Raw genomic sequence first — 26,955 nt, forward strand, 5'->3', positions numbered from 1 at the left:
CGAGGGAGCTTGCCCTCGTCGGGCGTCAGCGGGAGCGGAGAACGGGTCGAGCGTCAGCGTGCGCGGAGAACAGGCGCGGCGGCCGCCGCCAGCGTTGCGAGCGCCGCGACCTGCACGAGCGCCACTCCGGCGGCCGCGCCCGTCACGCCCGCGAGGCCGGCGCCGATGAGGACCGCCGGCACGACGAGAGCGGCCCCCACGATGACCGCGGCCAGGTAGGCGCCGTCACGCCCCGCGGGGAGCACGACACACACCCCGAGGGCCGTGCCGACGGTCATGGCCGCGAGGGCGATCCCTCCGAACAGGGCGGTGAGGGGGGCGATGACGAACCCCGGGCCGAGGACGACGGGCGTCGCCCACGGCACGACGATGGCGAACAGGGCGCCCAACACCAGTGCCAGGACAGCGTGGATGCCGACAGCGCGGCGCATTCGCCGATGGGCGAGGTCGCCGGTGGCCGACGAGACCCACCCCTGGAACGACGACGAGATCATGTACACGCCGATGTAGCCGTACTTCAGGATCCGGTCGAAGGGGGCGAAGCCGATGGCGGCAGGCGACGCGGCGACGCCCAGGGTGGATTGGGGAGCGGTCTCCGAGAACGTGAGGAGGCTCGCCGTCAGTGCTGTGCGCCAGCCGGCACGGTACGCCGCGGCGGCATCCGCCAGGGTCGATCGAGGCGAGAACCGCTCGCGGAGCCCGATGGCCCAGGTGGCGGCGAGGGTGGCGACGAGCGTCCCGACCAGGAGGATCACGGGGTAGAGGATCGCCGCGCCGGTGATCAACGCTGCGACCGCACCGACCAGGTTGAGAACGATCCGCGGGACGGCGTCGAAGCTCAGCGCGAGCAGCGGACGACCGACCCCCACCGCGTACCAGCTCATCGAGAGTCCCTGCAGGGCGAAGGCCAGCGCCGCGACGATCGCGAGGGAATGGTCTTGCGCGTGGCTGGCGAGCGCGGCGATCACGGCGATGACGGGCAGCACGACCAGACTGTTGGCCCCCCGCACCGCCAGGCTCGCGCGGAAGACGCGTGCCGGGTGGGGCGATCGCGCGGCTTCCACGGGGCCGCGAACGGCCCACCCGAATGTGATCAGCGTGGCGGCCAGCGTTCCGAGCGCCTGGCCGATGGCGATCTCGGTGAAGCCGGCGGGGCCGGCCGCACGGGTCAGCAGCGGCAGCGCGATGAGCGGCGAGACGGCCGACAGCGCGGACACGCCGGTCAGCAGCGCGACGCTGCGCGCCCGGTGCGGTTTCGGCGCCTCAGGCGTGCTCGAGGGCACGATCGTCTTCGGTGGCCGGACGCAGGAGCACGGCGATCAGGATCCAGGTCACGGCGAACCAGAACATGCTCGTGAGCGTCGCCGACAACAGATAGGCCGTGAGGAGCCCGGCCGCCACGGGTCGCCGCTCGCGCGGGACCTTGAGGAACACCAGGACGAACAGCGCGATCAGCAGGGCGAGACCCAGGATGCCCGCGTCGTACAGCACCTGCACGGGCAGCATGATGATGTGCCCGCTGATACCCGGCGTGCCCGGCTGGTCGTGCCGCAGCCCGAAGGTATTGGTGCCGTTCCCGAGCCAGAGATGGATGCCGTTCATCTCCTGCGCGGCGAGCTGGGCGACCGTCACACGGAAGCCGATGGTGCCACCCTGCAGGTCGACGTCGCCGATCTTGTTCTGTTGGGCCGGATCCGTCGGGTCGGGGATTCGCGTGGCCTCGGGCGCCGGCGTGTCTACGGGAGGGGCTGTCTCCTCCACCGCCGCGGCAGGAGCGGACTCCGTCGCGACGGTCGGAACATCCGAGGGGACAGGGAGCGAGCGGTCGGCGGGTGCGGCGTCGCCGATCGCCGCGATGATTCCGTAGGTGAGGACGAGCGTCGCCGCGAGGACGGCGGTCGGCACGACCCGGCGGAATCGGTCGCGCCAACTCGAACGGCGCGACAGAAGGGTGTACACCGCGAAGACGGCGAGACCCAGGAGAAGGCTGAACACCGCCGTCCGCGTTTGCGACGCGACGAGCCCTAGCGGTACGGCGATCGCGATCGCGGCGGTCTCCCACCGGCCGATGCGTCGCCGCGTGATGGTCAGGAGCGTCCAGAACACGAGGATGGACGCGTAGATGTTGGCTTCGATGGCCGTCAATCGCGCGACGTACACCTCGTAGAGCCAGTCGAAATCGGTGCCGAGTGTGAACCCGCCGCGTGTCAGGTTGGCGATCGCGAACGCCGCGAACCCCACGAGAGCCCACGGCGCCACCGACCAGCGCCCCAAACGGCCGGCGAACTCCGCGCCTTCGCTGAGGGCCATCATCGATATCAGCAGCAGGAGGTCGATCAGGAGCCAGATGAGGATCGACGCACTCCACGTGAGGCTCGGTGAGAACAAGAGCGTCGAGATGACGTTCCATGCGACGAAGACCGCAAAGACCACCGGCACGGGGTGGCGGGCGGCTCGGAAGAACGATCGGCGCAACACCGGATGGCCCAGCATCCATGCCGCGAGTAGAAGCGGGACGACCTGCTCGACGCGGACTCGGAACCCGATGATCTCGGCGTCGTATCGACCGAGGAACGAGCTGACGACGACGGCCGCGATGAGTCCGAAGGTCACCAGACGGGCGCGTCGGGTCAGGGTCGGCTGCGCGAAGGCTGTCGTTGTCATCGGCGGTTCTCCTGCGTCCACAGTTCTTCCCGGATCCGCTCATCGAATGTGTCGCGGGAGAAGAGCTGCTCGAAGCGGGTCCGAGCAGCGAGCGCGGCCGTTCGGATGGCGTCCTCGTCGAGGGCGTCGAGCGCCTCGGTCCACGCGGATTCGTCACCGGGGGCGACGAGCAGCGGGCTGTCTCCCACGATCTCGCGCAGTCCGCCCGTGTCGCTGGCGAGGACGGCGCGACCGGCGCCGAGTGCCTCGATGGCGATCGTCGGCAGGGGGTCGGGCAGGACGCTCGGCACCACGACCACGTGGGCGGCGTCGAGGTGCCGACGGACGTCCGGTGTGGGTCCGACGACGACGATCTTGTCGCGACGCGGCGAACGCTCGACGATGCCCGGGACGTCGACGGCCTCCCCGCTCGGCGGACGGTCGCCGAGGACCTCGAGTCGCAGATCCTCCCGGTGGGCGGCATCCCACGCGCTCAACAGCACGCGGTGGCCCTTCCAGGCATTCCATCGGCTCGCGATGACGAGGCGGATACCGTCCGCAAACGACGGCAATTCGGTGGGGGGCGCGGCGTCGAAACCGTTGTGGACCACCCGCGTGCGGCCCCGAAGCGGTGGAGGGAGAACCTCGGCGACGGCTGAGCTCACCGCGATGATCCGGTGCGGGAAACGCAGGAACGGAGTGACGGCACGCGACCGTTCGTCGATGTGCTCGTGGAGATGGAGGACGACCCGCCCGCCCGACAGGCGCGCCGCGGGGGCGGCGAGAGCGGTGGCCGCGGTGTTCAAGTAGACCAGGGCCGGGCGCGAGAGGGCGAGCCGGACGCTCGTCGTCAGCGCCCGCCAGGCGAGACCGGGGAGACGCGCGGGGCGCAGGTATGCCCGTCGCATGATGGGCAGAGAGAGACGACGAACGCGGATGCCGTTCTCTTCGAGGGCGCGTGACAATTCGCGCTGGGGGTAGTCGACGTCGGTGGGGAGCCAGACCTCGAGATCCGTGTCGTCCGGAGCAGTCCGCAGGACCTCGAGCAGCACGCGGTCCGCGCCGTACATCTCGTCCGACGGGTGCAGGATGATGCAGCGGCGGCGGCTCACTCGGCCGCTCGCGTCTTCAGCTCTCGGGCGGGGATGCCACCCCAGACCGCGCCGGCCGGGACATCGCGCGTGACCACGGCGCCGGCGGCCACCACGGCGCCGTCCCCGATGGTGACGCCCGAGGTGATGGTCACGCCGCTGGCGATCCAGCACCCGGACCCGATGGTGATGGGCGACCATTCGACTCCCTGGGACTTCACGTCCGCCGTCGGGTCGCTCATGACGTGGTCTTCCGCGAACACGCGGACCCCGGGGCCGAGCATCGACTTCTCGCCGATCGTCACGCCCCCCGAGCATCCGATGTAGCAGCCCGGCGACAGGCTGCTCCCGTCGCCCATGACCAGGCCCACCCCGATCGCGCGGGAGTAGTAGCTGCTCGGGCGGATGAGGGTTCCCGCGCCGATGGAGACGCCGTCCCCGAAGCGGATGCCGTCCCGGCTCAGGCCCTGGATCTCGGCGAAGTCCTCGACGATGAGGTCCTTGCCGGCGTGCACGAGGTGGGCGTTGCGTACGCGCACGCCGCGGCCGATGAGCGGCAGACCCCGCGTCGACCCCATCCGGGGTGCGAGAAGGGCTCCCCGCACCGCCATCGGCGCGACCTTCGCGGCGAGCTGAGCGCTGACGATGCGCCAGCGTTCGCTTCCCGCCTCGCGGAGGCGTTCCCGCTGCTCTCGGATGATCTTGTCGGCGATGCCCACGATCAGCGATCCTGCTCCTGGGCCGCGCGGTCGCGGATGCGGTCATCCGCACCGCCCACGTACGACCGCAGCAGTCGTTCGTAGGCGGCGTTCACGCTCTCCCAGGAGTACGCCTCTCGGGCACGCCGAACGGCCGCCCGGCTCAACTGCTCCTGGCGTTCCGGGCTGTCCAGCAGACGTCGCAACGTCGCCTCGATCTGATCGGGTGCCGGTCCGGTGAACTCCCCGGCGTCCGCGCCCAGCACCTCGCGGCTGTGCACGGTGTCGCGCGCCACGATGGGCGCTCCGGCCGCCATGGCCTGGACGAGGGCGGGGTTGGTGCCACCGACGCTGTGGCCGTGGAAGTACGCGCCCGCGTGCTGCCACAGCGCATGGAGGCGATTGTCGTCGTGCACGTGCCCGAACCAGTGGAAGCGGGGCAGCTGTTCGGCGAGCTTCGCCGCGCGATGATCGAGGTCGCCGCCGTAGCCCGACGATCCCACGACGATGACGTCGTGGGTGGCTGCGAGGCGCGCCGCCGCGTCGAAGAACGGGCCGACGGTGTTCTCGGGCACGAAGCGGGCGACGACGAGGGCGTACCCCCGGTGAGTGAAGCCCGGCTCGACCGGAAGGGCGGGCGGGACGTCCGCACCGTAGGGGATGAACGTGCCTCCGACGCCGAACTTGGTCTGCCAGGCGTCGCCGATCGTGCGCGCGTCGACGACGCGCTCGCTGGACCAGCGCGCCGTGACGCGCGCGCCGGCGCGGAAGACCGCCTTGCCCAGGGCGCTCCACTTCTCACGTTCCCACTCGAGTCCGTCGACGTTCACGACCGTCGGGATGCCGCGTGCGCGCAGAAGCGGGAGCCAGAAGCCGTTCGCCACGTTCATGATGAGGGCGACGTCGGGTTTCCGACGCGCAGCATCCAGGGTCGAGGTAAGCCCGTACGACAGGGTGCTCGCCGCCTTCGAGTCGATTCCCCAGGTGGTCCGGGCATGCACGCGAGGGTCCCGGTCGGGATCCGCGGGGTCGGTCGCGCCGGGGCGACCGTAGACGGTGACGTCCCATCCCTGATCAACCAGGTACGGCGAAAGCTTGCGCACAGCGGTCTCGAATCCGCCGTAATAACTGGGGTAACCGCGCGTGCCGATGATGGCAACGGCAGGCGTGTGGTGAGGTGCCACGCGTCTCCTCGGGTCTGGTCTCTGCGTGCGGGAGAACAAACGATGCGTCGCCCCACTCGTGCCAGCGCACTCAGCAGACCGTCCCCCTAAGTTCGGTAGCATACCCGTCTGCGCGAGCGCATCCGTCTTGCGCAGACGCCGGTCCCGACTCCCGGGGTGAGGGGAATCCCATGTCGCGAGCCATTCCGAACCGCCGCACCATCACCGTCATCGCCTGGAGCGCCTTCGGCGTCGTGGCCGTCGCGCTCGTCGCCGTCGCTGCGGCCGTCGGGGTCGGGGCGTTCATCGCTCAGAAGGAACTGCGCGCGGCAGTCCCCCTCGTCGCCACGCTGCAGGACGATTTCGCCGCCGACGATCGCACGCAACTGTCGGCCAGCGTTCACGAGCTGCAGCAGCACGCTTCCACCGCCCGAGGCGCGGTCGACACCTGGCTGTGGCAGGCGGCCGAGCAGGCCCCGTTCATCGGATCCACGCTGCACGCCGTCCGTCAGACGGCCGTCGCCGTCGACGATCTCGCGGAGGGGGTGCTGCCCGTCCTCTCCGACATGGATCCGTCGCTCCTGCGTCCTCAGGGCGGGACGTTCGATCTGGCTGCGCTGTCTCAGCTCGCCGAGCCCGTTTCGACCGCGGCTGCGGCGAGCGGCGCCGCTGCGGACGCGCTCGCGGACGTCGACCCGAGCGGCACACCGGGCGCCCTGCGGGGCCCTCTCACCCAGCTGTCACAGGTGGTGGCGGCGCTTCACCCCGCGCTCACCCGCGCGGATCAGATCATGCCGCAACTGCCCTCCATGATGGGTCAGGACGGTCCGCAGTATTACCTGCTGCTCGTGCAGAACAACGCCGAAGCGCGCGGTACCGGGGGCATTCCGGCATCCGTCGTCCGGCTGCGGTTCGAGGGCGGCAAGATGGAGATCGCCGATCAGGCGACCAGTCGCGACTTCGAGAACAACAGAGCAACCCCGATCCTTCCGCTCGATCCGGAGGTCGTGAAGCTCTACGACGACAAGGTAGGGCGGTATTCGCAGGACATCACCTCGACGCCGGATTTCGCGTTGTCGGCGAATCTCGCCAAGGAATTCTGGGCCCAGACCTACGGCACGCCCGTAGACGGTGTGATCTCCATCGACCCGGTGACGTTGTCGTACATCCTGGACGCCACCGGGCCCATCACTCTTGCGACCGGTGACAAGCTGACGTCTTCGGATGCCGTGCAGATCCTGCTCAGCGATGTCTACGCTCGATATCCCGACAACGCGGACCAGGACGCTTTCTTCGCTTCCGCCGCTGTGAAAGTCTTCGACGCCCTGTCGTCGGGAGATTTCCAGCCGGTGGCGTTCGCCGAAGCGCTCGTACGGGCCGTGGACGAGAACCGGGTGATGTTCCACTCGTTCCGTCCCGAAGTGGAGGCCGGGTTCGCGGGCTCGCGGCTCCTGGGGCCGCTACCCGAGACGGACTCGGGGGGCATCCCCACCCTGGGCGTTTTCGTCAACGACCTGACCGAGGCCAAGCTCAGTTACTACACGTGGATGTCTGCCGAGGTGCAGGTGGATCGATGCTCGTCCGTGCCCACGTATACGACCGTCGTGACCTTCGTGAACGGGCTGGATCAGGCCACGTCGGACGGGCTCGGCCGGTATGTGGACGGGGCGAACCACTTCGCCAAGGGAACGATCGGCACCGACCTGCAGTTCTACGGACCCACCGGGTCGACCTTCGTGGGCGCGGCCCTCGACGGCGTCGACGTGTCGATCACCACGGGAGAACACCTCGGGCGCCCGGTCGGTCGCATGTGGATCGTGAATCCTCCGCAGTTCGTCCACACCCTGGCGGTGCGGTTCCAGGGGACTCCCGACGACGGCCCCGACGCCGCGATCGTGCACACGCCGATGGTCAATCCCGTCAACACGACCGTCGTCGAGATGCCCTGCGCTTGAGTGCCGCAGCCGTCGTCAGAGAACGACGGTGAGGTAGCCGTACGCGGCGAGCAGGCCGAGGTTCATGAGGCCGGCGATGACGGGAAGCACGCCGAAGGCGCGACGCAGGATGATCGCCACGACGGCGAGGACCAGCCCGAGCACCGCTCCCGCGGCAGCGAGGCCGATCGTGGTGTCCAGGGGGAACGTCTCGACGTATGCCGTCCACAGCCGCGCGACGACTACGGCCTGCAGCGCGAGCGAGGCCAGAGCGGCGAGCAGCGACAGGGTGCCGAGGACGCGGGCGGCGATTTTCACCCCGCGAGCCTACCCGAGGGGAGGTGATCGTCCCGGGTGACTTTCTCCCGAGGGAACACGAGGTAGTGATAAAGGGCGAACCGGATGACGGTCACCCCGGCGATCGCCACGAGGTTGACGACGTTGAGCCCCACGGGCCCCGCCGTGCCGAAAACCCCCTCCAGTACGCGCGCTCCGACCCAGACGGCCCCCGCGCCGATGGCGGTGCAGACGGCGTTCACGGCGAGGAACCACAGCGCTTGCCGCCCCCGACCCGTGCGCGCCCGAGACCGGAACGCCCACTCGCGATTGCCGATGTAGGCGTTGATCAACGCGATCAGCGAGGCGATGATCTTCGCCTGCACGGGGCCGACTCCGGTGAGCATCAACAGATTGAAGGCGGCGATCTCGATCAGCGTGCTCACCGCACCGACGATCAGAAACCGCGCCGAAAGAGCGCTCGCTCGACGCAGATTCCGACTGGCACCCATCGATGCCTTACGCTACAGGCCCGGGGGACATGCCGGGTGAAGACCGTCCGGCTGAAGGTGGGGATTCAGGAGTGCACGCACAACGTCGCATCGCCCTGGTCATTCCGGCTTTCAACGAAGCGGATCCCCTTCCCGTCTTCCTGGCGGAGATTCGTGAGTCTTTCGCCGCGGTGGACGTCCCGGTTTCGATGATCGTCGTCGACGATGCGTCGACGGACGAGACGGCGAGAGTCGCAGCCGCGTTCTCCGAGGTCATCTCCGCGCCCCGCAACCGCGGTCACGGGCCGACGGCCCTCGCCGCCTACGCGGCGGGGCTCGCCAGCGGGGCGGAGGTGATCGTCCACGTCGACGGCGATGGCCAGTTCCACGGGGACGACATCGTGCGGGTCGCGCTGGCGCTCGATCGGACAGACACCGACGTGGTGCACGGAGTTCGGCGGGGCCGGACCGACCCGTGGTTCCGGCGCGGCCTGAGCGCTCTCGTGCGGCTCATCGTTCTCGGCGTCTGCGGCCGTTCCGTCCCCGACGTGAACACTCCCCTCCGTGCCTACCGACCGGCGGGGCTCGGAATGCTCCTGGATGCCGTCCCCGCCGATGCGCTCGTTCCGCACGTGCACTTCTCCATCGCCGAAGCGCGTCGACGTCTGCGCGTTCGCTACGTTCCGGTCGCGAGCATTCCTCGACGCGGAGCCGCCGCCCAGGGCACGATGTGGGGAACCGGGCGTGCGCGACGCCTCATTCCGCCGACGCGACTCGTGAGATTCGCGGGGGCGGCGCTCGCAGAAGTGTGGAGGATCGACATCGTGGGTGGACTCTCCGTCAGACGCCGCCTCCGGTCCGACGCGGCCGTGGGAGGGTGAGATGCGCCTCACGCTCGCCCTCGGGGGGCTCCTCGGCTGTCTCGCCGTCGTCTTGGTGCTGACCCTCTCGCCGACGCCCGTCGACCAGGGGTACGAGGCGGCCGTCGATCGGGTTCTGTCGGTGATGCACCGCAACGGTGTGCCCGGATGGTTCGGCTACCGGTGGTTGGAGTTCACCGCCAATATCTGCCTGTTCCTGCCGGTCGGGTTCTTCCTCGCGCTGGTGTTCCCCACGCGCTTCCTGTGGATCGCCCTCCCCGCGGTGACGGCGCTGTCGGCCACGCTGGAAACGCTGCAGTTCTTCGTCCTGCCCGCCCGGTTCGCCACGCTCACCGACGTGCTCGCGAACAGCATCGGCGGCTGGGCCGGGGTCACGATCGCGGCGTTCATCGTCACAGCAGTTCATGAGCGGGACAGACGTCTGCAACAGAAGTGGCGGAGCCAGCTCGTCGTGCGCGCCCAGGAGCCGGTGGCGTGAGGGCGACGCGGGTCTGGGCCGCGCCCGCGGCCGTGGCATCCGCGCTCGTCGTGAGCCTTGCCGCCTATGTCCCGGTCGTCTCTTCGGGGCACATCAGCCGCGACTCGGGGGTGTTCCTGTATACCGGCATGGTCGTGTCCCGAGGGGGGATGCCCTACGTCGACTCCTGGGATCACAAGGGTCCCCTCCTCGCGGCACTCGAGGCGATGGCGTGGCGTCTGGGCGGTGGCATCCTCGGAGCGCCGCTGCTGGAAGCGCTCGTGCTGTTCGTCGGACTCGCCGTTGCCGGAGTGCTGTGGGCGCGGTGGATCGGAGGTTGGGCGTCGGTCGCCGTGGTGGTGCTCGGACTGTCCTACCTCGCGGTTTTCGAGGGCGGCAATTTCACCGAGACGTGGCTGTTTCCCGTGCAGCTGGTGGCGTACAGCGCGGCCGCTCACACGGCTCTGACGTACGGACGCGACGCGCCGGCACGGGTGATCGCGCTCCTCGGTGCTGTCATCGGGCTCGCCGTTTCCGTCGCTCTCTTCACCCGAGTGAACAACGCCGCAGGGCTGCTCGCGCTCGCCGTGGTGGGGGTCGTGGTGCTGCGCAGGCGACTGCTCTTCGCCGCGGCCGTCGTCGGCGTCGTAGCCGTGGTGGGCGGTTCCCTGACGCTGTGGCTGCTCGCCGGTCACGCGTTCCGGGCGGCCATCGAGCAGTACGTCCGGTACAACCTCTTCTACGCGGGCGGAGCGACGCTCAACGAGCGGATCGACGGATTCGCCGCCCTGGCCCAGCTGCTCCTCTCGAGCTCCGTCGTCTTGGCCGCGATGGGCGTGCTCGGCGGGTGGCTCGTGGGCGTGCTGCGGGCCGAGTCTCTTCCTCGCGGCGAGGTGTTCGCCGTCGTCCTGTTCGCAGGGCTCGGCATCGTCGACACACTTTCGCAGGTGGCTTCGGGAAGGCCGTACCCGCACTACCTGATCGTCGCGCTGCCGAGCATCGCCGTAGCCGCCGTCATCGCCTCGGCAAGGGTCGTGAGGGCGGCCCGCGGGGTGCGCACCCCCGGCACTCGTCGGCTTCGCCTCGTCGCGATCATCGTGGCGTTCGCGGTGACGGTGGCCGGGTCCGCCGCGACCGCGGCGCAGGGGATGCGGTGGACGTCCGAGTCAGGCGTGTTCGTCGCCGGCTCCTACCAGGCGCAGATCGTCGACCGCGTCGAGGCGGAGACCACCCCCGACGATCGCGTCCTCGTCCACGGGGCGGAGACGTGGATCCTCGCGGCATCCGGTCGGTTCTCGCCGACATCCATCACCTATTCGCTTCCGGTCGAGCAGGGCTTCGGCGGTCTCGCCGCCCAGTACCTCGCCGAGATCGAGGCCGTTCCCCCGGTGCTGATCGTCGAGTCGCCGACCGTGTGCGGTATCTCGACCGCCTGCGCGCCGTCCTCGTCGCACTTCGACGGGCTGGCGCCCTGGGTCGCTGCGTCGTATGACCTCGAAGGCGATATCGCCGGGTTCCGGTTCTGGCGGCGTCACGGGTGACGGCACTTCCCGGAACGAGCGGCTGGCCGCTCAGTGACCCGGGTCTGAACGGCGGGGGACGGGCGAGTGTCGCGAGGATTCTCGCTGCCCAGGATCGCCGGATAAGATTCATCGGGTGACGACATCCCGCGACGACGCTGCATTCGTGGAGAGCCGTCGGTCTCGGAGAGAATCCCGTGCGACCCCCGAGCGGCCGCGCCGCCGCGCAGCCACCGTCGTGGCGTGGGTCGTGGGAGTCCTCGGCTTCGCCGCAATGGGGTCGGCCGTCGTGTTCCTCGCCTTCGCGCAACAGGCCGGCAATGTGCGCGGCGATCTTCTGTCCGCGCAGGCGAAGCTGTCTTTCGTCCCGCAGATCGTGGCGAACGGTGACATCAACGGCCTGAACCAGGTGTCCGGAGAAGTGCTCGATCTCACTGAGAAGGCGGATGCCGGCTCCTCGGGGCCGCTGTGGGATCTGGCGTCCTCGGTCCCCTTCGTCCGCGAGAACACCGCGGCGGTGCAAGAGCTGACCGGGATGACACGCGACCTGACCCAGCGCGCGCTGCCGCCGACGGTGGCTTTGCTCACGGCATCCGATTTCTCGTCCCTCGCCATCGAGGGCGGGGGAATCAATCTCGAACCCTTCCGGCAGGCTCAGGGGGCGCTCCCCGAGATCACGGCGGCCTTCGATGATGCGAAGGCCGTGACCGACGGAATCGACCGCGAGGGTCTTCTGCCCGTCATCACCGACCCGCTCGACCAGGTGGCGCAGCTCGTCGACCAGGCGGCACCGTCGCTCGCGCTCGTCCAGAAGTATCTGCCCTCGCTTCTCAGCGCGGCGGGGGCCGACGGACCGCGCACGTATCTGGTGCTCTTCCAGAACAACGCGGAGATCCGGGCGACGGGCGGCAACCCGGCGGCGTCGAGCGTGCTCGTCGTCGACAACGGGCGGATGGAACTCAAAGAGCAGTCCGATTCCATGGCCTTCTACGCCGACGGACTGGCGGGGGAGTCGTTCGTCGACCTGCCCGAATCCACGCGCGCGCTCTACCCCGACACGTTCACCCGCTACTCGCAGGACTACACCTTCACCCCGGACTTCCCGACGACCGCGAGCTTGTTCCGGGCGCTGTGGGAACGCGCCGACGGCACCCGTTTCGACGGTGTCCTCTCGGTCGACCCCGTCGTGCTCGCGCACATGCTCGAGGTGCTCGGCCCCGTCACGCTGCCCGACGGTGAACAGATCACATCGGAAAATGCGGTGAAGGTCGTTCTGAGCGACGCTTATCAGCGCTTCGGCGATCTCGGCGACAATGGTCGGTCGTCGGACCAGTTCTTCGCACAGGTGTCGTCGTCGGTGTTCTCGAGGCTCACGAGCGGACAGTGGAACCCGATCGCGATGTTCGACCAGCTGACCCGGAGCGCTAACGAGCAGCGCATCAACCTCTGGTTCGCGGACGAGCAGACGCAGGCCCTCGTGAAGGAGATCAACCTCGATGGCGGACTGCGCGCGGACAACACCGCGGCAACGCAACTGGGGATCTATCTCAACGACTACTCCGTGGGCAAGCTCGAGTACCACCTCACGACCTCCGTGCGGGCGACGTGTGATGCGGGTGCCCGAACCGTCACGGTCGCGCTGGACATGCACAACGGGATCACCGACGACATCACCAATGCGTACACACTGGGCTTCCGCAACAGCAGCTGGGGCCTTCCGCGCACCACGATGATGCTCGACACCCTGTTCTTCGCCCCTCCCGGTGCGACCATCACCGCCCTCGACCCGTCGGACGGCGACATCCCGCGCCTGTCGCGCAGCGGCAGTGAGAACGGCAACACCGGCGAGAGCCGCATGGTGACCCTCGACAAGGATGCCAATCGCACGGTGTCCTACACGGTGCAGCTGCCGGACGGCCCTCTCGGTCCGCTGCAGCTTCGCCACACGCCCACGGCTTCGGACACCGCGGTCAGCATCGACCCCTCCTGCGGCGAACTCTTCGCATCCGCTGGTTGAGATCCGCCCAGCCGGCCAGAGGAGTCGCCCGCGTCGTCAGCCCGGGAACATCCGCAGGCGATCGAGCGGCCAGACGATCGACACGACTTTCCCGATCATGTTCGAGCGCGGGACCAATCGGGCGCAGTCCGACCCGGCCGAAAGAAGACCGCGGCACGCGATTACCGAATCGGCGGAATTGGCGCGGTTGTCGCCGAGGACGAGATATTCGTCCGGCGGGACCCTCACAGGTCCGAAGCAGCGGGCGGATGCCGGGGTGCTCGAGCAGTCGTTCACCCCGGGGGTGAAAGGAAGATCGTTCACGATGTAACCCTCGGTGACCGGTTTCCCGTCCACCTCGACCTGTCCCTGCGCGGAGCAGCAGCGGACCGTGGCCCCGGGGCCGCCGATCACGCGCTTGACGAGAGCGTCCTCATTGCTCGGGCCGAATCCGACGATGTCTCCGACCCATCCGAGGGCGGTCCGAAGGGCGTCCCGGTCCGGCCGCGGACCCCAGCTGTCGGGACGGGAGAACACCGCGATGTCGCCGATGCCGGGTTCGGACACGGCGTAGGCGAGGCGGCTCGCCAAGAGCCGGTCGCCGGCTTCGAGTGTCGGCGACATCGACTCGGACGGCACCTCGAAGGGCTTGATGACGAAGCCTTGAACGAGGGCGAGCACGACGATCGCCAGAACGAGGTGCGTGAGCGGCGACCGTCGTATCCGTTGGGCGCGTGTCGGGCGGGTGGCCGGTGGTGCGCTCATGCCGGGGCGAGGAGGCCGTGCGCGGACAGGGCCTCGAGCGTCTCCTCGATCAGTTCACGGGCGTCAGCGTTTTCGGGAGCGCCGAACGTCGCGACAGCGGCCCGCACGATGTCGTCGGTCGCCGCACCCTCGAGGCACATCGTCCAGACGAGGCATCCTCGGTGGTCCAACGCCGTGACGACGCCCTCGCGAAGGATGCAGGCACGGCCGTTGACGAGGATCGCGTCGTCCACCTCCGCACATCGCCAAGGGCCCGTTGCTTTCGCTCGTGGGGCGGGAGACCAGTCCTGGGCCCGCGGCGGCGCTGCCGCGAACATCCCCTCGGCGACGGCCGTGAGGTCGGCGGCATCCCGGTAGATCAGCCGGGTGACCGATCCGATGCGCTCGACGATTCCGGCGACGTACTGCAGCGGGGAGGGCAGCTCGGGCAGGTAGCTGATCTGCGGCGTCATCTCGCAGATCGCGTCGATGAGGTCGACCGGGATGATGCGGGTGTCGTCGGCGTCGGGGTCGCGCTCCAGCAGAGCGATCCCGGCCAGACGGAGGGGAGCGTCCGGGAGAGGGAGGAGTCCGAGGTCGCTCGGGGCGATCTGCTCCTTGAAGGGCCTGCCCTCGACGATGACGGACAGGGGTTTGCGGTAGGGCCACACGGTGAGCGCGTCGTCGACGGCAACGCTTTCGTCGCTGACGTAGCCGAACCGTGTGCCCAGGTGTCGCGCCGCCGTGGTCTTTCCGCGGCCGGAGGGGCCGACGAGAGCCAGCACGCGACCGTCGGGGGCTGCGACGCCGGCGGCGTGGAGAAGCAGGCGCGTACCCCGGACCGCGTCCAGGGCGGCGAGGGTGACCTGGGTGGAGAGGTCGGCGAGGGCACGCGCGGGGTCGGGCGTCGCGTCATCCAAGACGCGGATGCGGTGCCGTTCATCGTGGTTGCCGTGACTCGTGACGCAGTCGCGCCACGCCGATCGGATTGCGGAGACCGACGTCATGGGCACCTCCGCGTCACCGACGATCTGCAGCGGAACGCCCAGCGCCTCGACGGAGGCGAACAGTGTGTCCTGCCACGGTGTGAGCTTGGCGATGTTCATCGCGTGAACCCCCCTGCCGTCGGTCTTGCCCTCGTGGAAGATAACAGCGCTCCTTGGAGGTTCCGGTCTCGGTTGTTGGACGACCAAGGCGCCGTAGGTGAGCGAGACTGTGAAAGACATGACGCGGAGGATCACATAGTGAACGCGGTAACGGGACTGCGTTCGCACGCCGCACCCGCGGACTATGGGCGGACCGTACGATGAGCCTTGATGACGTATCTGGATGTTGGCGCGCATCTCGTGGTAGTAGATGCCTCGGCAAAGTTCGTAACGGTCGACCGGCGGGACACGTCGAGCGCTGCTTTTCATCCTCGCTCTCATCTGCGGCAAGCTCACCTTCACTGAGTCCGTCGGGCCAATCAGCGTGCTTGTCTCCTCCTATATGCGGCCACTTCGGTCCGAGGGACTGCTTGCCAGGCGACGGGCAGGTCTGACTCTGATTCGTCCATCGACGGTGGCGGTGCCGTCATCTGGCGCGTACTTGTCGACGGAGGCACGCAGGTGTCCACTTCGGGCGTGGTCGAGCAGTCGCGAAACAGTTACGGTGCATGCGGCGAAGACGTAGGAGATCGTTCGTGGGCCGCCCGAACGCTCCCGCCAGGGCGCGCTGATATGTACTGCCACGTCGTCGCCTCGACCACTGTCACAGCCCATCCGAGATCTCACAGCGCTCCACACCTCAAGGCTCGTCTACACACCTCTGCTCAGCGTTTGGCAACACGCCCTAGGGCGTGTTGATCAAGAGGTTTCGCTCCTCGGTGGGTGAGTCTTGAGCGGTGACGCGACAGGAGATCTCTGACGAGGTGTGGGCCGTGATGGAGCCGTTGATGCCGACGGTGTCCGGGAGGTCGAGGCCGTGGGCGGATCATCGGTTGGCTGTCGAGGGGATGGCGTGGAAGTACCGCACCGGGGCTCCGTGGCGGGATGTGCCGGAGCGGTTCGGGAAGTGGAACTCGATCTACAAGCGGTTCAACCGTTGGGCCGTGGACGGCACCTGGGAGAAGCTGCTGGCCGAGGTGCAGAAGCGGGCCGACGCCGCGGGGAAGATCGACTGGGTCGTCTCGATCGACTCCACGATCGCTCGTGTGCATCAGCACGGCGCGACCCTGAAGCGGGACACAGGGGGCTCTGCCGAATCACAAGAATCCGTGGTTCGAGCCGCTTGATCACGGGATCGGACGCTCCCGTGGCGGGTTGACGACCAAGCTGCACCTGGTCTGCGACGGTCGCGGCCGGCCGCTGGGGATGATGATCACCGGCGGGAACATCAACGACACCACGATGATGACCGCAGTACTCGAGGACATCCGCGTCCCCCGCGACGGGAAGGGCAGGCCACGGACCCGACCGGACCGGGTGCTCGCCGACAAGGGGTACCCGTCGAAGGCGAACCGGGCCTGGCTCCGCGACCGCGGTATCGCCGCGACCATCCCGGAGCGTGATGACCAGGTCGCGCACCGCCGCAAGAAGCCGGGCCGGCCGATCGACTTCGGCGAACAGCAGAAGGAACGCTACAAGGGCCGCAACGTCGTCGAACGCTGCTTCAACCGGCTCAAGCAGTGGCGCGGCATCGCGATGCGCTCCGACAAACTCCTCCGCAGCTACCGAGCCGCCGTCAGCCTCGCCGCCACGCTCATCTGGATCAAATCAGACTTGATCAACACGGCCTAGGTCCTCGCGACGACGGAACCTATCGGATTGACGACGCGTCGGCACGGGCGGTGCAGATCAATCGCGGCGGAGCGTCTCCTCCGCCGGTCGTCCTACTTCGATCTTTTAGCGTCCGAACAGTTGGCCCTTCTGGTGCGCGTAATGTGCGGCCCTGAGTCCGGTTATTCTGATCTCGCGGCATTGCGAACTCCACGGCCGGCGCGCGCTGTCGACGCCACGAAGCTGCCGGATTCGCTACGCAGGCGTTACAGACGTCGAGTCAGGCACCACCAATGTGAGTCGAATGGCTCGGAAAGTATGGGCGGGCTGCCATGATCTTTCATATGAGTCAATCGGAGGGCCGGACTTCGCCTTTCATGCGGGAGTGTCGAAACAGCCTTCTGTGGGTCGCTGGTGTGAGACCAGCCCTATCACCCGCCGGACACACCGGCGTCATGGGCGTCCGGGAGAGCTGATGGCGTCTGGGGCCCGTCATGTTGCCTTGTCCGTTCTGGGAAACGCGTTTCCTCCGATCGCCGTCCTCGCCACGGCGCCTATCCTCGCCCGTGCTCTTAGCGTGGACGGGCGAGGTGATCTAGCGGCGGCAACAGCACCGTTTCTCTTAGCTACGGCGATCGGAGCGCTCGGCTTACCGGATGCCGTGACAAACATCCTCGCTCGGCGGTCGTACTTGAGGCGGTCGAGCTGGGCCGCAATCATCTCACTCCTCTCGCTCGCTGGAATCCTCGCCGTCCTTCTCGTCTGGGTGGCCTCGCCCTTGTTGTCTGACGGAGGATCTTCCGGTCTAGCGATCATCATGACCGTTGCGACGATTGGGACAATCCCCGCTCTTCTGGTGGCGCTATTGAGGGGGCAGGCGGCGGGCTACCACCTCTGGGGTGTGGTGGCCAGCGAGCGGATCCTGAATGGGACTCTTCGTTTGGTGGGTATCGCAGGCTTCGCGATTGCGGGACAGCTCACACTCGTCACCGCCACGATAGTGACGGTTGTGGGGCCGGTGCTTGCCGGGCTTGCATACCTGCGGCTGATTCGCCACCATCCACGAATCACGTCGGACATGCCTCCGACGCCTGGCAGGGCCGCGTTCGTGTTCGGGTCGAAGGCCTGGCTGGGATCGGTCGCAGGAATCCTCCTGATGCGCATCGATCAGTTACTGATACTCCCGCTGGCGGGATCGGGCCAGCTCGGGCTCTACTCAGTAGCAGTGAATGTCAGTGAGGTTCCGTTGATTATAAACGCGGCAACTCGTGAGGTGATGTTCTCGCGGGACGCCGCCGAACGTGACAATGCTCGCGCCGGTCTAGCTGCGCGCGTCACGTTTATCGCCTGCCTCCTCTGCTCCATCGTCGTCGTGGCGCCAATCGGCTGGTGGCTCCCCCTCGTTTTTGGCCAGGATTTTGCGGGTGCCATTCCGATGGCCATCGCTGCGGCTGGAGCTGTGGTGATCGGTGTACCCGGATCAATAGCTGGCGCGACCCTCAGCGCACGTGGTCGTCCCGAACTGCGCAGCTACAGCATACTTGCGGCTTGCGTGCTGAACGTGGTCCTACTCTTCATCCTCGTCCCGCCTTTCGGAGGTATGGGGGCTGTGCTTGCAACGCTCGCTGGCAACCTCACATCCAGCAACATCTGCATCGCGTATGCCGTGCGATTTTCGGGGTTCGCCTGGAGTGACTTCTATCGTCTGCGTGGTCAGGATGTCGTTGCGTTGAGGTCTGCCCTGCTCCGGCTGCTAGGCAAGTAGCCTCAGCGAGAGATAACACGTGGCTCACCGGCCACCCGAGGGAGTGGTCGAAGCAGAACGACGTGGTCGCGATGGACGGATTCAGTACGTTCGAGACGCCGCGACCGAGTAGTTCGCTGACGCGGTCACGGTAATGGATCCGTTCCAGACCTCCGGGTCGCCGGTGACGCCCTGGACCGGACCCGCCAGCGGCCGCCGCAGGATACCCTCGCCCACCGCGGTCGGGAGCCTGACCCGCTTTTCCGGACACCAATGTTGAGGCGATGATCGTCTCGGAAGGAGTCCGTGAGATGCCTGCTGCCCACCCGCCGGAGTTTCGGCGTCGAGCCCTGGATCTGGTCGCGCAGGGCAACCCTGTCGGCCAGACTGCCCGTGATCTGGGGATTAGCGAGTCCTGCCTTCGGAACTGGATGAACCGCGACGCGATCGATGCCGGCCGCAAGCCCGGTGTCACCACCGATGAGCACAAGGAACTCGTCGAGCTGCGTCGCCGGAACCGTGTGCTGGAGATTGAGATCGAGATCCTCAAGCGCGCGTCGGCGTACTTCGCCCGGCCGCGTCCGTTTGAGTGGTGGTCTTTCGCTTCGTTGCGATGATCAGCTGTCGTTAGTTTAGGCGGCGGTGATCTCGGGGAGTATCACCGCCTCGTCGATGGTGGGGGTGGTCGCGGTGAGCTCGGTCATGGAGGCTTCGGAGAAGTAGCGGCGGTCGGCGGCTTCCCATTCGTCGTGTTGCTCGACGAGGACGGAGCCGGCCAGGCGGAGCAGGGCGGCGTTGTTCGGGAACACGCCAACGACGTCGGTGCGGCGCTTGATCTCCCGATTGAGGCGTTCCAGCGGGTTCGTGGACCAGATCTGTCGCCAATGCCGGGCGGGGAACGCTTTGAACGCGAGGATGTCGTCACGGGCGTCGGTGAGCATCACGGCGGTCTTGGGGTGGACGCGCTCGATCATGCGCACGACTTCGTCGAACTGGGCATCGATGTGCTCGGCGTCGGGTTGGGCGAAGATCGTGCGGATCACGCTGGCGACCATCTCCTGCCGGCCCTTCGGGAGGGCGGTCAGGACGTTGCGCATGAAGTGGACGCGGCAGCGCTGCCAGGCGGCGCCCTGCAACACGGTCGCTGCGGCCTTCTTCAGTCCGGCGTGGGCGTCGGAGATCACCAGCTTCACCCCGCCCAGACCTCGTGTCTTCAACGAGCGCAGGAACTGCTTCCAGAACTCCTCGGTCTCGCTGTCTCCGACATCGAAGCCCAGCACGACCCGCCGCCCGTCAGCGGCGACGCCGATCGCGACGACGACCGCCTGGGACACGACACGGTGGTCGATGCGGACCTTGCAGTAGGTCGCGTCGAGGAACACGTAGGGGTAGGCGATGTCAGACAGCGAGCGGTCGCGGAACGATGCGACCTCGGCGTCGAGCCCTTGGCAGATGCGGGACACCTCGGACTTCGAGATGCCAGTGTCAGCGCCGAGCGCTTTGACGAGGTCATCGACCTTCCGGGTTGAGACGCCGTGGAGGTAGGCCTCCATCACGACCGCGAACAAGGCTTGGTCGACCCGGCGGCGCCGCTCCAGCAGCGACGGGAAGAACGACCCCTGCCGCAACTTCGGGATCCGCAACTCCAGATCCCCAGCCGTGGTCGACAGCACCCGCGGCCGGGAACCGTTGCGGGTAGTCGTGCGCTCGCTCGTGCGCTCGTAGGGGGCGGCGCCGATGAATGCGGCTGTCTCCGCGTCGATCAGCTCCTGGTAGAGCCGCTCGGTCGCGGCTCGGATGCGGTCGGTGGTGCCGGTGAGCTTCAGTTCCCCGAGCAGCTCGAGGAGGGCAGACTGGTCAAGAGCCATCGTGCGGTGTCGTCTTTCTGTGTGAGTTCTTGGTCGTTCTCACTGACCATCGCACGATGGCTCACCCCGTCGCGGTCACGACGCCGCGGGCCCGAAAGACCACCACCCCGCGGGACTCCAGGCTTCGCCCGAGAGAACGTGCTCCCAAAATAGGGTTCCGGCTGGTCCAGGAGCTCGCCGCGGACGGGATCCCCGTTGCGGTGGCCTGCCGGTTCCTGAACGTCTCGACCTCCGGTTACTACGACTGGGTTTCTCGCCCACCGTCGCAGCGAGCGATCGCAGACGCGGAGCTCACCTCGACGATCCGCCGCATCCACGCCGACTCCCGCGAGACCTACGGCGCCCCCCGGGTGCTGGCGGAGCTGCGGCTCGGTCTGGGTGTTCACGTCGGCCGCAAACGCGTCGCGAGGCTGATGCGACTCGACGGACTGGCAGGGGTCTCACATCGTCGGAAGCGGCGCGGCTGGAAGCCCGACACCGCCACTCACGAAGATCTCGTCAAGCGGCAGTTCCGAGCCGACGCGCCGAACCGGCTCTGGTTCTGCGACATCACCCAACACCGCGCGAAGGACGGGTGGGTCTACTGCGCGGCCGTGATCGACGCGTTCAGCCGCCGGATCGTGGGCTGGTCGATCAGCGACCGGATCACCGCGGAGATCGTCGTCGACGCGCTCGAGATGGCCCGCTGGCGCCGCCGCCCGGAACCGGGAACCGTCGTTCACGCCGATCGAGGAGCGCAGGGCGGATTCAATCGGTCGTCGCAACACCTTGACAGCGGAGGTGAGCGGTGGCGACGAAAGACTGGGTTGCGAAGACCGGCGATGCGCCCGAGGGGGTTCGTCGGCAGTGGCGCGCGGATCGGGCTCTCAGGCCGCCGATGCGTTCGCCCGGACGGCCTGCGCCCTCGAAGGCGGTGCAGCGACAGTTCTGGCGGCTGATCGCGACGGGCATCACGTCCGCGGAAGCTGCGATCGCGGTGGGCGTGTCCGTGCCGGTCGGGATGCGCTGGTTTCGCCACGCTGGCGGCATGACGCCGCTGAGTCTGACCGAACCGTCGGGCCGATACCTGTCCTTCGAAGAACGCGAGGAGATCGCACTCATGCGCGCGAAGGGCAAGGGCGTGCGCGAGATCGCGCGTGAGCTGGGCCGGGATCCGGGAACGATCTCCCGGGAGCTGCGGCGGAACGCGGCGACGAGGAGCGGGAAGTCGGAGTATCGGGCGTTGGTGGCGCAGTGGAAGGCGCAGGAGTCGGCGAAGCGACCGAAGGTCGCGAAGCTGGTCGTGAACGACGCGCTGCGTGAGTACGTGCAGGACCGTCTCGCGGGGAAGGTGCGCCGGCCCGACGGCACCGCGGTCGAAGGGCCGACGCCGCCGCCCTGGAAGGGGTTGAACAAGCCGCATCGGGCGGACAGGTGCTGGTCGCTGGCATGGAGCCCGGAGCAGATCTCCCACCGGCTGAAGATCGACTTCCCCGATGATGAGTCCATGCGCATCAGCCCCGAGGCGATCTACCAGTCGCTGTTCATCGAGGGCCGCGGCGCGCTCAAGCGCGAGCTGGTGGCCTGCCTGCGCACCGGGCGAGCGCTGCGTCAGCCGCGGGAACGGTCGCGGAACAAGCCGCAGGGGCATGTCACCGCGGACGTCGTGCTCTCCGAGCGTCCCGCCGAGGCTGCCGACCGCGCGGTTCCCGGGCACTGGGAGGGCGACCTGATCATCGGCACCGGTCGCTCGGCGATCGGGACGCTCATCGAGCGTTCCAGCCGGTCCACGATGCTGGTGCAACTGCCCCGGCTGGAGGGCTGGGGCGAGCAGCCCGTGGTGAAGAACGGGCCCGCGCTCGGTGGTTACGGCGCTCTCGCGATGAACGCCGCACTGGCCGCGTCGCTCACCACGCTGCCCGTCCAGTTGCGCCAGACCCTCACCTGGGATCGTGGGAAGGAACTCTCCGGGCATGCGCAGCTCACCCTCGATACCGGCACGAGAGTGTTCTTCGCCGACCCGCACTCGCCCTGGCAGCGCCCGACGAACGAGAACACCAACGGGCTGCTGCGGCAGTACTTCCCGAAGGGCACCGACCTGTCGCGGTGGTCGGCCGAGGACCTCGAAGCGGTCGCTCTCGCGCTCAACAACCGGCCCCGGAAGATCCTCGGCTGGCGCACCCCGGCGGAGGTGTTCGCCGAGCAGCTATCCTCGCTTCAACAGCCCGGTGTTGCATCGACCGGTTGAACTCGCCCAGTACACCTCCTGGCTCTTCGGGCACCGGCTTCGCCAGGCCGGCCTCCTCGGCTCGATGGGTAGGGTCGCATCGTCGGTCGATAACGCACTGATCGAATCCTTCTGGTCGACCATGCAACGCGAACTCCTCGACCGATCCGTCTGGACCTCACGAGCCGAGCTGTCATCGGCGATGTTCGAGTGGATCGAGGCGTTCTACAACCCCACCCGCAGGCACACCGCGCTCGGCAACCTCAGCCCCGTGGAGTTCGAACGACTTCACATCCCCGCCGCGACCGCGGCATGATCAACACACAAGAACCGTCCGGGAAACCGGGTCAGGCTCCGTCGTGCCGGGACCCGCTTTACGGTGTCCGCCACAACCTCCACACCGCCTCAAGCTTCCCCATAGACAATCAGACCGCGCGGCTGGCCGCGGTATTGGCGACCCCGGAGCACATTCAGGTCGAAGCGACCTGGACCATCTACCAGCGCATCGGCGCCGCTTACCGCGAACCCGAGAAGGAGAAGGCGAAGCAGATGATGTGGGACGTCATCGACGCCGTCGCTACGCGTGTTCCGACCGCCCCGGTCGAACTGTGCCGTCTCGGCTGATCGCTGAACCAGCACGCTGCTGACGTCCTCGCGTTCTTCGACCGCTCCGACAGTGCTAACGGGCCGACCGGAGGTCATCAACGGGCGCCTTCAGCACCTCCGTGGTCCCGCGCTCGGCCTCCACAACCTCACGAACTACATCGCGCGGACATACTCGAAGCCGGCGGCTTCAGCCCCCACCTACGCCTTCACATGCGATGAGCCAGATTGGCGCATTCTAAGGTCTAGGTCGATTTGCGCAGATTGCGCACCAATTACGCAAATGTAAAAACCCCAATATATCGCTTCGCTGCCATTTCGTCGCATACATTCGTAGGTGGAAGTGTGCTGATTTCGGCAAAAAGGGTGAGTTGTGGGACGGTCCATCATTGCGTCCATTGTGGCGCTCAGCTTCGTTTTTCTGGCGTTGTTTGCGCCAGGCGGCGCCTCCGCTGCGACCGCTTCCGGGTTCGGGGCTGGATCCGCCGGTCGAGTAAATGCCCTCGGTGCAACGTCAACGGCTGAGCGGCCGCGACTCGTTGCGTCGCAGCAAATGTTTGCGAGCGCTCTCGATCGCCGAAGCACGGACGCGATGAGTGCTGGGCTTTACGCCCGCGCGTTACAGCTGGCAGACAAAGCGCTCAATGAGCCGACCCTCGTCGCTCCGACGACGAACGAGGGGATGCTGGCGGCGGCGCGCACCGTACGGGACCGCGTCTACCCGCTTCTGCTCGTGTGGAAGGCGACCGGTCAGGAGAAGTACATTCAGCGTGCATGGCGTGATCTGGCCGTCGCCACGCAGCTTCCTTCGTGGCGACCAGAGCATTTCCTCGGGACGGCCGAGATGATGGCGTCTCTTGCCGTCGCCTACGACTGGGGAAGTGGTTACTGGTCCGCGTCGCAGAAACAGCAACTGGTAGCAGCGTTAGTCGAGAAGGGGGTGGGTCCGGCGCTGTCCGTACTTCGAGCGCCGGCGGCACCAGGATCGGCGAAAGACTGGCGAGCACTGGCGACGAACGTCAACGTGGTGATCAATTCCGCGCTCATCATGACCGCCATTGCCTTGAACGGGGATGCGACGGCACCAGTGGATGAGCTTCTCGATGCGGCCACCGATAGCTTGGCCGTGGGGCTCACGTCGTATGCCGCCGACGGCAGCGTGGTGGAAGGGCCGACCTACTGGGTGTACGCGACGCGATATCTCGTGTCTGCGGCTCTGTCCAGGCGGCAATGGGACGGACAGGAACCGCTAGGCCGTGTTGATCAAGAGGTTTCGTTCCTCGGTGGGCAAGTCTTGAACGGTGACGCGACAGGAGATCTCTGACGAGGTGTGGGCCGTGATGGAGCCGTTGATGCCGACGGCGACCGGGAGGTCGCGGCCGTGGACAGATCACCGACTCACTGTTGAGGGGATGGCGTGGAAGTACCGCACCGGGGCGCCGTGGCGGGACGTGCCGGATCGGTTCGGGAAGTGGAACTCGATCTACAAGCGGTTCAACCGGTGGGCCGAGGACGGCACCTGGGAGCGACTGCTCGCCGAGGTGCAGAAGCAGGCTGACGCTGCCGGGAAGATCGACTGGGTCGTCTCGATCGACTCCACGATCGCGCGTGTGCATCAGCACGGCGCGACCCTCGCCCGGGACACAGGGGGCTCTGCCGAATCACAAGAATCCGTGGTTCGAGCCGCCTGATCACGGGATCGGCCGCTCCCGGGGCGGGCTCACGACCAAGCTGCACCTGGTCTGCGACGGTCGCGGCCGGCCGCTGGGGATGATGATCACCGGCGGGAACATCAACGACACCACGATGATGACCGCCGTGCTCGAGGACATCCGCGTGCCCCGCGACGGGAAGGGCCGGCCCCGCACCCGCCCCGACCGGGTACTCGCCGATAAGGGCTACCCATCGAAGGCGAACCGGGCATGGCTGCGCGAGCGAGGGATCGCGGCGACCATCCCGGAGCGCGACGATCAGATCGCGCACCGCCGCAAGAAGCCGGGCCGGCCGATCGACTTCGGCGACCAGCAGCAGGAGCGATACAAGGGCCGCAACGTCGTCGAGCGCTGCTTCAACAGGCTCAAGCAGTGGCGTGGCATCGCGATGCGCTCCGACAAGCTCGTCCGCACCTACCGCGCCGCCGTCAGCCTCGCCGCCACGCTGATCTGGATCAAATCAGACTTGATCAACACGGCCTAGGGCTCGCGAGCGCGGGGGTGTCCAAGACCCTGGACTATATGCTCGGAACGATCGGTCCTACCAGGACGGCGTACGACTTCGCCGACGCGTCGAAGCTCGATCGCTATCCCGCCGCGATGGCGGGCCTTGGCAGGCTTCTTGATCGCCAAGGGGTCTGGAAACTAACCGACGACCCCTACGCCGTCGATGACCCCGTGCTGCAATTGTTATGGTCGGACGGGACGAGCACCGACGGGGCTCGGTCTCCTTTGTCTGCCGAGTATATAAATGGAATCGTCACAGCACGGTCGTCATCGGCAGATCCATCGGCGAGCTTCGTCGGTTTCCGAGCCGGCAGTGATCCCACGGCCCCGCATGCTCACATCGACGGGGGGGACTTTCAGTTCCAGGCGCTTGGGCAAGTGTGGGCAACGGGCCTGGGAAGTGAGCAGGCCATCTATGACCGTGAACTCTGGTCAAGCGACGGTGAGCGTTGGGACTACTACGCGACGTCGTCGGAGGGTCACAACACCATGATCGTCGGCCAGGATGTATACCGGACCAAGCCCGTTGCGACATCTCAGGTGTCGACTGGAAACCGACTAGACGAGTGGAACGCCATTTCCGACCTCACTCAGTCCGTCGCCGATGTAGCCAGTTCGTGGCGTCGCGGGGTCAAGCTCTTCGACGGCCGGAAGCAATTGCTCGTGCAAGACGAGGTGACGGCCCCGGCAGGGACGAAGGCACTTTGGTCAATGCACACACCAGCCGTGGTGAATATGTCGGCCGATCGTAAATCTGCGATCCTTTACCTCGTCGACCAGCGTCTGCTTGTCCGAGTTGTGGGTCCTGACAGCGCCGTACTCGGAGTGAGCCCCGGGGGACCGCTGCCGACCTCGCCGCATCCCTCGCAGGCGGATTACTCGAACACTCGAAAGCTGACGGTGAGTGTCGACATCGCCGGGCCGACGCGGGTTGGGGTGCAGCTGACCCCCCTTCCGGTGGACGCGTCGGCATCGGGATTTCCTGTCGTCCAGCTCGATCCACTCGAATCCTGGTTCGCTGGTGAGACGGTCGGTCCTCGTTTATCGGGGATAGCGCTGGACGGAGTACCGCTCACAGGCTTCGATCCGTCCACCACTTCCTACTCGGTGCCCGTGCGCGCCGGCGTCTTACCCACCATCTCGGCGACAGGCACCGGAGAGGTTCGGGTCACCCAGGCCGACTCTGGCAGTCGCACAGCGACGGTACGGATTACTTCGGCTGACGCCACGACCTCTTACCGGGTGTCCTTCCCCAACGAGGCCTTGCCGATCAAGACGGCTTGGAGCGGGGGAGTGACGAACCCTCCCAGTGCCTGGTCGACCTGGGACCGCTCGACTTCCACGGCCTGGGCGAGCACCTCGGGGGCTTTCGTGCAGTGGGAACTCCAATCGCCATCTGCTGTGCGTTCGATGTTGGTGAGGTGGAGGAACCCCGTGTCGTCGATGCCCACCTTCTCGGTCCAGACCTCCTCCGATGCGAAGACCTGGAGCACGGGGTTCACCGGGCGATCGCCGTATTGGACGTCAGACCAAACGGTCGATCTGAGTGCGACATCGGGAAACGTACGCTACGTTCGCCTGACTCTCAACTCTCCTGCGGCGATCTCCGAGATTGCACTGTATAGCGCCCCGAAAGGCGATGCCGCAATTCCGCAGGAACGTCCC

The 26,955-nt window shown here is 67.3% G+C and carries 24 protein-coding genes and 3 pseudogenes; 16 read left to right on the forward strand and 11 right to left on the reverse strand.

Features of this window, described 5'->3' with window-relative positions:
• Window positions 1–53 precede the first annotated feature (53 nt).
• Genes ABC271_RS03390 through ABC271_RS03410 form a run of 5 tightly spaced genes read right to left on the reverse strand, consistent with a single transcriptional unit; the run spans window position 54 to window position 5,616 of the window.
• The gene (locus ABC271_RS03390; RefSeq protein WP_412923510.1) at window positions 54–1,283 is read right to left on the reverse strand and encodes a lipopolysaccharide biosynthesis protein; all 1,230 of its coding nucleotides are present in this window, start codon (window positions 1,281–1,283) and stop codon (window positions 54–56) included.
• Window positions 1,264–2,664, reverse strand: a complete 1,401-nt coding sequence (locus ABC271_RS03395) for a hypothetical protein (RefSeq protein ID WP_412923511.1) — start codon at window positions 2,662–2,664, stop codon at window positions 1,264–1,266. The genes ABC271_RS03390 and ABC271_RS03395 overlap by 20 nt, the downstream gene beginning before the upstream one ends.
• Window positions 2,661–3,755 (reverse strand): glycosyltransferase family 4 protein, encoded by a 1,095-nt coding sequence (locus ABC271_RS03400; RefSeq protein WP_412923512.1) that lies wholly within the window; start codon window positions 3,753–3,755, stop codon window positions 2,661–2,663. Before ABC271_RS03400 ends, ABC271_RS03395 begins: the two co-directional genes overlap by 4 nt.
• On the reverse strand, window positions 3,752–4,453 hold the full coding sequence (locus ABC271_RS03405) for an acyltransferase (protein ID WP_412923513.1): 702 nt from the start codon (window positions 4,451–4,453) through the stop codon (window positions 3,752–3,754). The genes ABC271_RS03400 and ABC271_RS03405 overlap by 4 nt, the downstream gene beginning before the upstream one ends.
• A gap of 2 nt (window positions 4,454–4,455) precedes the next feature.
• Window positions 4,456–5,616 carry a glycosyltransferase gene (locus ABC271_RS03410; RefSeq protein WP_412923514.1) on the reverse strand — a complete coding sequence of 387 codons (1,161 nt, stop codon included), beginning with the start codon at window positions 5,614–5,616 and terminating at the stop codon, window positions 4,456–4,458.
• A 170-nt stretch (window positions 5,617–5,786) separates the two neighbouring features.
• Here ABC271_RS03410 and ABC271_RS03415 point away from each other — a divergent pair, with 170 nt between their 5' ends.
• Window positions 5,787–7,550, forward strand: a complete 1,764-nt coding sequence (locus ABC271_RS03415) for a DUF4012 domain-containing protein (protein WP_412923515.1) — start codon at window positions 5,787–5,789, stop codon at window positions 7,548–7,550.
• Between the two features lie 15 nt (window positions 7,551–7,565).
• Here the strand turns inward: ABC271_RS03415 and ABC271_RS03420 are convergent, their stop codons facing one another.
• Window positions 7,566–7,847 (reverse strand): hypothetical protein, encoded by a 282-nt coding sequence (locus ABC271_RS03420; protein ID WP_412923516.1) that lies wholly within the window; start codon window positions 7,845–7,847, stop codon window positions 7,566–7,568.
• Window positions 7,844–8,317: a GtrA family protein gene (locus tag ABC271_RS03425; RefSeq protein ID WP_412923517.1), complete on the reverse strand. Its 474-nt coding sequence runs from the start codon at window positions 8,315–8,317 to the stop codon at window positions 7,844–7,846. Before ABC271_RS03425 ends, ABC271_RS03420 begins: the two co-directional genes overlap by 4 nt.
• Before the next feature lie 71 nt (window positions 8,318–8,388).
• On the opposite strand from ABC271_RS03425, the gene ABC271_RS03430 reads away from it, so the two are divergent.
• The 4 genes from ABC271_RS03430 (at window position 8,389) to ABC271_RS03445 (ending at window position 13,171) form a co-directional block, all read left to right on the forward strand.
• Window positions 8,389–9,177, forward strand: coding sequence for a glycosyltransferase family 2 protein (locus ABC271_RS03430; protein ID WP_412923518.1), 789 nt, complete (start codon window positions 8,389–8,391; stop codon window positions 9,175–9,177).
• Window position 9,178: 1 nt separating this feature from the next.
• A complete protein-coding gene (locus ABC271_RS03435) occupies window positions 9,179–9,655 on the forward strand; it encodes a VanZ family protein (protein ID WP_412923519.1) in 477 nt (158 codons plus the stop codon).
• Window positions 9,652–11,175 carry a hypothetical protein gene (locus ABC271_RS03440; protein WP_412923520.1) on the forward strand — a complete coding sequence of 508 codons (1,524 nt, stop codon included), beginning with the start codon at window positions 9,652–9,654 and terminating at the stop codon, window positions 11,173–11,175. Before ABC271_RS03435 ends, ABC271_RS03440 begins: the two co-directional genes overlap by 4 nt.
• A gap of 115 nt (window positions 11,176–11,290) precedes the next feature.
• Entirely contained in the window at window positions 11,291–13,171 is a 1,881-nt protein-coding gene (locus ABC271_RS03445; protein ID WP_412923521.1) for a DUF4012 domain-containing protein, read from the forward strand.
• Between the two features lie 36 nt (window positions 13,172–13,207).
• On the opposite strand, the gene lepB is transcribed toward ABC271_RS03445, so the two are convergent.
• Window positions 13,208–13,915, reverse strand: a complete 708-nt coding sequence (lepB, locus tag ABC271_RS03450; RefSeq protein ID WP_412923522.1) for a signal peptidase I — start codon at window positions 13,913–13,915, stop codon at window positions 13,208–13,210.
• On the reverse strand, window positions 13,912–15,000 hold the full coding sequence (locus ABC271_RS03455; RefSeq protein ID WP_412923523.1) for a hypothetical protein: 1,089 nt from the start codon (window positions 14,998–15,000) through the stop codon (window positions 13,912–13,914). Before ABC271_RS03455 ends, lepB begins: the two co-directional genes overlap by 4 nt.
• 815 nt (window positions 15,001–15,815) lie before the next feature.
• On the opposite strand from ABC271_RS03455, the gene ABC271_RS03460 reads away from it, so the two are divergent.
• The 4 genes and pseudogenes from ABC271_RS03460 (at window position 15,816) to ABC271_RS03475 (ending at window position 19,011) form a co-directional block, all read left to right on the forward strand.
• Window positions 15,816–16,671, forward strand: a protein-coding gene (locus tag ABC271_RS03460) for an IS5 family transposase (protein ID WP_412926095.1) whose coding sequence is annotated in 2 segments (ribosomal slippage) — window positions 15,816–16,133 and window positions 16,135–16,671 — 855 coding nt in all. Because the reading frame shifts where the segments join, the coding sequence is not laid out codon by codon here.
• Window positions 16,672–17,152: 481 nt separating this feature from the next.
• Window positions 17,153–18,415 carry an oligosaccharide flippase family protein gene (locus ABC271_RS03465; protein WP_412923524.1) on the forward strand — a complete coding sequence of 421 codons (1,263 nt, stop codon included), beginning with the start codon at window positions 17,153–17,155 and terminating at the stop codon, window positions 18,413–18,415.
• A 20-nt stretch (window positions 18,416–18,435) separates the two neighbouring features.
• Window positions 18,436–18,658: pseudogene (locus ABC271_RS03470) on the forward strand (transposase); the annotation flags it as partial.
• A gap of 47 nt (window positions 18,659–18,705) precedes the next feature.
• Window positions 18,706–19,011, forward strand: coding sequence for a transposase (locus tag ABC271_RS03475; protein ID WP_412923525.1), 306 nt, complete (start codon window positions 18,706–18,708; stop codon window positions 19,009–19,011).
• 15 nt (window positions 19,012–19,026) lie between these two features.
• Here the strand turns inward: ABC271_RS03475 and ABC271_RS03480 are convergent, their stop codons facing one another.
• Window positions 19,027–20,262 (reverse strand): IS256 family transposase, encoded by a 1,236-nt coding sequence (locus tag ABC271_RS03480; RefSeq protein WP_046746337.1) that lies wholly within the window; start codon window positions 20,260–20,262, stop codon window positions 19,027–19,029.
• Window positions 20,263–20,318: 56 nt separating this feature from the next.
• On the opposite strand from ABC271_RS03480, the gene ABC271_RS03485 reads away from it, so the two are divergent.
• The 7 genes and pseudogenes from ABC271_RS03485 to ABC271_RS03515 form a co-directional block, all read left to right on the forward strand.
• The gene (locus ABC271_RS03485; RefSeq protein ID WP_412923526.1) at window positions 20,319–21,200 is read left to right on the forward strand and encodes an IS3 family transposase; all 882 of its coding nucleotides are present in this window, start codon (window positions 20,319–20,321) and stop codon (window positions 21,198–21,200) included.
• Window positions 21,140–22,489 (forward strand): IS30 family transposase, encoded by a 1,350-nt coding sequence (locus ABC271_RS03490; RefSeq protein WP_459564428.1) that lies wholly within the window; start codon window positions 21,140–21,142, stop codon window positions 22,487–22,489. The genes ABC271_RS03485 and ABC271_RS03490 overlap by 61 nt, the downstream gene beginning before the upstream one ends.
• 64 nt (window positions 22,490–22,553) lie before the next feature.
• Entirely contained in the window at window positions 22,554–22,784 is a 231-nt protein-coding gene (locus ABC271_RS03495) for an integrase core domain-containing protein (protein WP_412923527.1), read from the forward strand.
• Window positions 22,785–22,834: 50 nt separating this feature from the next.
• A pseudogene (locus tag ABC271_RS03500) lies at window positions 22,835–23,293 on the forward strand (transposase); the annotation flags it as partial.
• A gap of 370 nt (window positions 23,294–23,663) precedes the next feature.
• Complete coding sequence (locus ABC271_RS03505; protein WP_412923528.1) at window positions 23,664–24,395, forward strand: hypothetical protein; 732 nt, start codon at window positions 23,664–23,666, stop codon at window positions 24,393–24,395.
• A gap of 16 nt (window positions 24,396–24,411) precedes the next feature.
• A protein-coding gene (locus ABC271_RS03510; protein WP_412926097.1) for an IS5 family transposase occupies window positions 24,412–25,267 on the forward strand; the annotation gives its coding sequence in 2 pieces (ribosomal slippage) (window positions 24,412–24,729 and window positions 24,731–25,267; 855 coding nt in all).
• 116 nt (window positions 25,268–25,383) lie between these two features.
• Window positions 25,384–26,064: pseudogene (locus ABC271_RS03515) on the forward strand (heparinase II/III domain-containing protein); the annotation flags it as partial.
• A 461-nt stretch (window positions 26,065–26,525) separates the two neighbouring features.
• Here ABC271_RS03515 and ABC271_RS03520 read toward each other — a convergent pair.
• Window positions 26,526–26,792 (reverse strand): hypothetical protein, encoded by a 267-nt coding sequence (locus ABC271_RS03520; protein WP_412923529.1) that lies wholly within the window; start codon window positions 26,790–26,792, stop codon window positions 26,526–26,528.
• Between the last annotated feature and the right edge of the window lie 163 nt (window positions 26,793–26,955).

This window comes from Microbacterium canaveralium (assembly GCF_047238045.1).
Classification (GTDB): Bacteria; Actinomycetota; Actinomycetes; order Actinomycetales; family Microbacteriaceae; genus Microbacterium.